A 4,809-nucleotide genomic window follows, 5' to 3' on the forward strand; every position below is an offset into this window, starting at 1 on the left:
CCCTCCATGGGCTTCTTCGACCGCAACGACTCCTCGACCAGCGCCGCCGCGCCGCAGCCGAGCGCACCCGATCCGCAGCGGCGGGTCTGGAGCGACGGCCTCGGCCGGTTCGCCACCCGCTGCCTCCAGGTGGTCATCGTCCTCCTGCTGGCCTCGGTGCTCGTCTTCGCGATGACGCAGCTCACGCTGGTGCTCATCCCCGTGATGATCGCGCTCATCCTCGCCGCGGCGATCCACCCGGTCCTGGCGTGGATGCGGCGCAAGGGCGTGCCGTCGATCCTCGCGACCTGGCTGGCGCTGATCGGGCTGCTCGCGATCCTCGGCGCGGTCGGCTGGCTGATCACGGTCGCGGTCCGCAACCAGTGGGACGAGCTGGTCAGCAGCGCCTCCGACGGCATCACCTCGCTGCAGGACTACGTGCAGCACCTGCCGTTCCAGATCACCGACGAGCAGATCGAGTCCGCCCGCCAGTCGGTCGTCGACTTCCTCACCTCCAGCTCGTTCGGCAACGGCGCGCTCGCGGGCGTCTCCGCAGCGGCGAACTTCATCACCGGCCTCGTGCTGATGATCGTGGTGCTGTTCTTCTTCATGCAGGACGGCCCGAAGATCTGGGAGTTCCTCCTGCGCCCCTTCACCGGCTCGGGCTACGAGCGCGCCAAGCGCGTCGGGCACAAGACGGTCGACGTGCTGGGCGGCTACGTCCGCGGAACGGCGACCGTCGCGGCGGTCGACGCGATCGGCATCGGAGTCGCACTGGCGATCATCCAGGTGCCGCTGGCGATCCCGCTCGCCGTCATCGTCTTCCTCACCGCGTTCATCCCGATCGTCGGAGCCACGGCCGCCGGGATCCTCGCCGCTCTCGTCGCGCTGGTGGCCAACGGTCCGGTCGCCGCGCTGATCGTGATCCTGGTCGTCATCGGGGTCAACCAGCTCGAGGGCAACTTCCTCCAGCCGGTCGTGATGGCGCGCTCGCTGAAGCTGCACCCGCTGATCGTCCTCATCGCCCTGACCGTGGGCACCGTCCTCGCCGGCATCGTCGGCGCCGTGCTGGCCGTGCCGATCGCGGCCGTCGTCTGGGGCATCGTCTCGATCTGGAACGGGCCCGACGACCCCGCCGAGCCCGCGCGGCAGAAGCGCCCCGAGACGGTCTGAGGCCGCGGGGTCCTCGAGCGCGCGTCTAGCGCTCGACGATCCCGTCGCGCAGCGCCTGGCGGCGGAGCGAGATCTTCGTGCTCACGGCGATCCCCTCCGCCCGGTACTTGCCCCGGGCGCTGCGCAGCGAGCTCCGCGCAGCGTCCAGGGTGATGCCCAGGAGCGTCGCGACCTGCTTCAACGGCATCCCGTCGACGAAGAGGCGGACGATCTCGCGCTCGCGGTGCGTGAGGGTGCCGGGACGGTCCGCCCCCAGCAGTTCCCGCGTCTGCGCCGTCAGGAAGCGCTCGTCGCGCGCCGCCGCGCGGACCGCCTCGAGGATCGTCTCGGTCCTCTCGCTCTTGACCACGTAGCCGTGGGCTCCGGCCTGGAGCGCCCGGCTGATCGTGGCCGGCTCGGAGTGGGTGCTGATGATGATCGTGGCGGCGCCGGCGGCCGCGATGGTCCGGATCCGCATCGCCACGTCGAGCTCGTCCCCGAGGTCGATGTCGAGCAGCACCACGTCGGTCGGGAAGGCGGGGTGCGCGAGCAGCTCCGGCCAGGTGCCGACGGCGGTGGCGACCCGGATGTCCGGGCCGGAGCGGCGGATCCACTCGGCCAGCGCCGACAGCAGGATCGGGTGGTCGTCGAGGATGGCCAGCGTGATCGCGGGCTCGATGGTCATGTCGTCGTCCTCCTCCGGGGGCGGTGCGCGACGCGGATCCTCGTCGCGCCGTGATCGGTCGTCGTGCGGTGCTCGCCGATCTCGCTCAGGATGCCCCAGACCGAGCGGTCCAGGTCGCGGGCGCGGATCCCCGCGGCGACGAGAGTGAGCTCGACCTCGCCGCCGGCGCCGGCCTCCAGGCGGACGGCCAGCGAGGGCCGGGCCGCCGGGACGGTGAGCAGCCAGAGCACCGAGAGCAGGCGCGAGCGGTCGAGCGGGGGCAGCAGCGCGGCGGCACCTCCGGGATCGTCCACCGCGACCGCGGAGGACAGCAGCGCCGACTCCTCCACGGCGATGCGCAGCCAGGTGCGGTCGTGGCTGCGGGCGAGCGCCACCCGGAGCTCGTCTCCCAGCACGCGCGCCCGCTCGCCCAGCTCCTCGTCCAGGAGCCCGGGCGTCCGGACCCGTTCGAGGAGCTCCTCGATGCGCGCGTCCACCTGGGTGAACTCGTCGCCGTCGGCCGCGTGGACGGTGCTGTCGGCCAGGCTCCGGTCGAGCGTGCGCCGCACGTACTGGTCGAGCGCGGTCAGCACGACGACGCACACGGCCGCCGGCGCGGTGGCGAGGAGGACGTTGCCCACCGCGAGGGCGGCGCCTCCGTCGCCGAGCAGCGCCTGGCCGACAGCACCGTCCACGCGGCCGACGGCGACGAGTTCACCCAGGTGGACGCGCGCATCGAGGAGCTCCTCGAACGGGTCCGGACGCCCGGGCTCCTGGACGAGGAGCTGGGCGAGCGGGCGCGCGTGCTGGGAGACGAGCTCCGGGTGGCGCTCGCCCGCAGCCACGACCGCACCTGGCTGCGCATCGCCGTGGAGGAGTCGGCGCTGCTGTCCTTCGCGATCGCGGTGGACCATCGCTGAGGTGCCGCTGCGCTTCTGCGCCCGCTCGACCACTAACACATGCTCTCGGTGCTCTGGCTGCTCACCGTCCCGGCGGCCCGGCCCTCGCTGGCCGTCCGCCTGGAGGCCGGCGCCGGCGGCGAGGTCGAGCTCACTCTCGTCGCCGCGGGGATCCGCGCCCGCGACCTGGACCGCTCGGTCTGGGGCATCCTGAGCGAGATCGGCGAGCACCGCACGACGACCGATCACGGCGCGACGAGGATCCGCGTCGCGCACCGCCCCCGGAGGAGGACGACGACATGACCATCGAGCCCGCGATCACGCTGGCCATCCTCGACGACCACCCGATCCTGCTGTCGGCGCTGGCCGAGTGGATCCGCCGCTCCGGCCCGGACATCCGGGTCGCCACCGCCGTCGGCAGCTGGCCGGAGCTGCTCGCGCACCCCGCCTTCCTGACCGACGTGGTGCTGCTCGACATCGACCTCGGGGACGAGCTCGACGTGGCGATGCGGATCCGTACCATCGCGGCCGCCGGCGCCGCCACGATCATCATCAGCACCCACTCCGAGCCGGCCACGATCAGCCGGGCGCTCCAGGCCGGAGCCCACGGCTACGTGGTCAAGAGCGAGAGGACCGAGACGATCCTCGAGGCGGTCCGCGCGGCGGCGCGCGACGAGCGCTTCCTGACGGCGCAGACGCGGGAACTGCTGGGGGCGGACCGTCCCGGCACCCTCACGCACCGCGAGCGCGAGATCGTCCGCCTCTTCGTCGACGGGATGCCGTTGAAGCAGGTCGCGACGCTCCTGGGCATCACCCTGGACGCTGCGCGGAGCTCGCTGCGCAGCGCCCGGGGCAAGTACCGGGCGGAGGGGATCGCCGTGAGCACGAAGATCTCGCTCCGCCGCCAGGCGCTGCGCGACGGGATCGTCGAGCGCTAGACGCGCGCTCGAGGACCCCGCGGCCTCAGACCGTCTCGGGGCGCTTCTGCCGCGCGGGCTCGGCGGGGTCGTCGGGCCCGTTCCAGATCGAGACGATGCCCCAGACGACGGCCGCGATCGGCACGGCCAGCACGGCGCCGACGATGCCGGCGAGGACGGTGCCCACGGTCAGGGCGATGAGGACGATCAGCGTGGGCAGCTTCAGCGAGCGCGCCATCACGACCGGCTGGATGAATTTGCCCTCGAGATGGTTTACCCCGATGACGACCAGGATCACGATCAGCGCGGCGACCGGACCGTTGGCCACCAGCGCGACGAGAGCGGCGAGGATCCCGGCGGCCGTGGCTCCGACGATCGGGATGAACGCGGTGAGGAAGACGATGACGGCGAGCGGGATCGCCAGCGGCACCTGGATGATCGCCAGTGCGACTCCGATGCCGATCGCGTCGACCGCCGCGACGGTCGCCGTTCCGCGGACGTAGCCGCCCAGCACGTCGACCGTCTTGTGCCCGACGCGCTTGGCGCGCTCGTAGCCCGAGCCGGTGAAGGGGCGCAGGAGGAACTCCCAGATCTTCGGGCCGTCCTTCATGAAGAAGAACAGCACCACGATCATCAGCACGAGGCCGGTGATGAAGTTCGCCGCTGCGGAGACGCCCGCGAGCGCGCCGTTGCCGAACGAGCTGGAGGTGAGGAAGTCGACGACCGACTGGCGGGCGGACTCGATCTGCTCGTCGGTGATCTGGAACGGCAGGTGCTGCACGTAGTCCTGCAGCGAGGAGATGCCGTCGGAGGCGCTGCTGACCAACTCGTCACACTGGTTGCGGACCGCGACCGTGATCAGCCAGCCGACCGCGCCGAGGATCGCGAGCAGCCCGATCAGCGCCAGCCAGGTCGCGAGGATCGACAACACGCCCTTGCGCCGCATACACGCCAGGACCGGGTGGATCGCCGCGGCGAGGATGAGCGCGATCATCACGGGGATGAGCACCAGCGTGAGCTGCGTCATCGCGAAGACGAGCACCGAGGCCAGCAGGAGGACGATGACCACCTGGAGGCAGCGGGTGGCGAACCGGCCGAGGCCGTCGCTCCAGACCCGCCGCTGCGGATCGGGTGCGCTCGGCTGCGGCGCGGCGGCGCTGGTCGAGGAGTCGTTGCGGTCGAAGAAGCCCATGGAGGG

General features: G+C 71.9%; 7 protein-coding genes. 4 read left to right on the forward strand and 3 right to left on the reverse strand.

Features of this window, described 5'->3' with window-relative positions:
• Positions 1 to 6: 6 nt before the first annotated feature.
• Complete coding sequence (locus tag C5C27_RS16525; protein ID WP_104314943.1) at positions 7 to 1,152, forward strand: AI-2E family transporter; 1,146 nt, start codon at positions 7 to 9, stop codon at positions 1,150 to 1,152.
• 25 nt (positions 1,153 to 1,177) lie between these two features.
• Here C5C27_RS16525 and C5C27_RS16530 read toward each other — a convergent pair whose 3' ends face one another.
• Both C5C27_RS16530 and C5C27_RS16535 read right to left on the reverse strand, forming a co-directional pair.
• Positions 1,178 to 1,816 (reverse strand): response regulator transcription factor, encoded by a 639-nt coding sequence (locus C5C27_RS16530; protein WP_104314944.1) that lies wholly within the window; start codon positions 1,814 to 1,816, stop codon positions 1,178 to 1,180.
• A complete protein-coding gene (locus C5C27_RS16535; RefSeq protein ID WP_146079728.1) occupies positions 1,813 to 2,490 on the reverse strand; it encodes a hypothetical protein in 678 nt (225 codons plus the stop codon). The genes C5C27_RS16530 and C5C27_RS16535 overlap by 4 nt, the downstream gene beginning before the upstream one ends.
• A 27-nt stretch (positions 2,491 to 2,517) precedes the next feature.
• On the opposite strand from C5C27_RS16535, the gene C5C27_RS17760 reads away from it, so the two are divergent.
• The 3 genes from C5C27_RS17760 to C5C27_RS16545 are packed head-to-tail and all read left to right on the forward strand — an operon-like array spanning position 2,518 to position 3,632.
• Complete coding sequence (locus C5C27_RS17760; RefSeq protein WP_146079729.1) at positions 2,518 to 2,715, forward strand: hypothetical protein; 198 nt, start codon at positions 2,518 to 2,520, stop codon at positions 2,713 to 2,715.
• 39 nt (positions 2,716 to 2,754) lie between these two features.
• The gene (locus C5C27_RS16540; RefSeq protein WP_104314946.1) at positions 2,755 to 2,997 is read left to right on the forward strand and encodes a hypothetical protein; all 243 of its coding nucleotides are present in this window, start codon (positions 2,755 to 2,757) and stop codon (positions 2,995 to 2,997) included.
• Complete coding sequence (locus C5C27_RS16545; RefSeq protein WP_104314947.1) at positions 2,994 to 3,632, forward strand: response regulator transcription factor; 639 nt, start codon at positions 2,994 to 2,996, stop codon at positions 3,630 to 3,632. Before C5C27_RS16540 ends, C5C27_RS16545 begins: the two co-directional genes overlap by 4 nt.
• A 25-nt stretch (positions 3,633 to 3,657) precedes the next feature.
• Here C5C27_RS16545 and C5C27_RS16550 read toward each other — a convergent pair.
• Positions 3,658 to 4,809, reverse strand: a 1,152-nt coding sequence (locus tag C5C27_RS16550) for an AI-2E family transporter (RefSeq protein WP_374955288.1), incomplete at its 5' end; no start/stop codon positions are given.

Source organism: Rathayibacter sp. AY2B7 (assembly GCF_002931635.1).
Lineage (GTDB): Bacteria > Actinomycetota > Actinomycetes > Actinomycetales > Microbacteriaceae > Rathayibacter.

What these genes read in the sequence shown, in the direction of transcription:
- C5C27_RS16530 (WP_104314944.1), bottom strand. Translation starts at nt 1,816, where the DNA reads ATGACCATCGAGCCCGCGATCACGCTGGCCATCCTCGACGACCACCCG.
- C5C27_RS16545 (WP_104314947.1), top strand. Translation starts at nt 2,994, where the DNA reads ATGACCATCGAGCCCGCGATCACGCTGGCCATCCTCGACGACCACCCG.
- C5C27_RS16525 (WP_104314943.1), top strand. Translation starts at nt 7, where the DNA reads ATGGGCTTCTTCGACCGCAACGACTCCTCGACCAGCGCCGCCGCGCCG.
- C5C27_RS16540 (WP_104314946.1), top strand. Translation starts at nt 2,755, where the DNA reads ATGCTCTCGGTGCTCTGGCTGCTCACCGTCCCGGCGGCCCGGCCCTCG.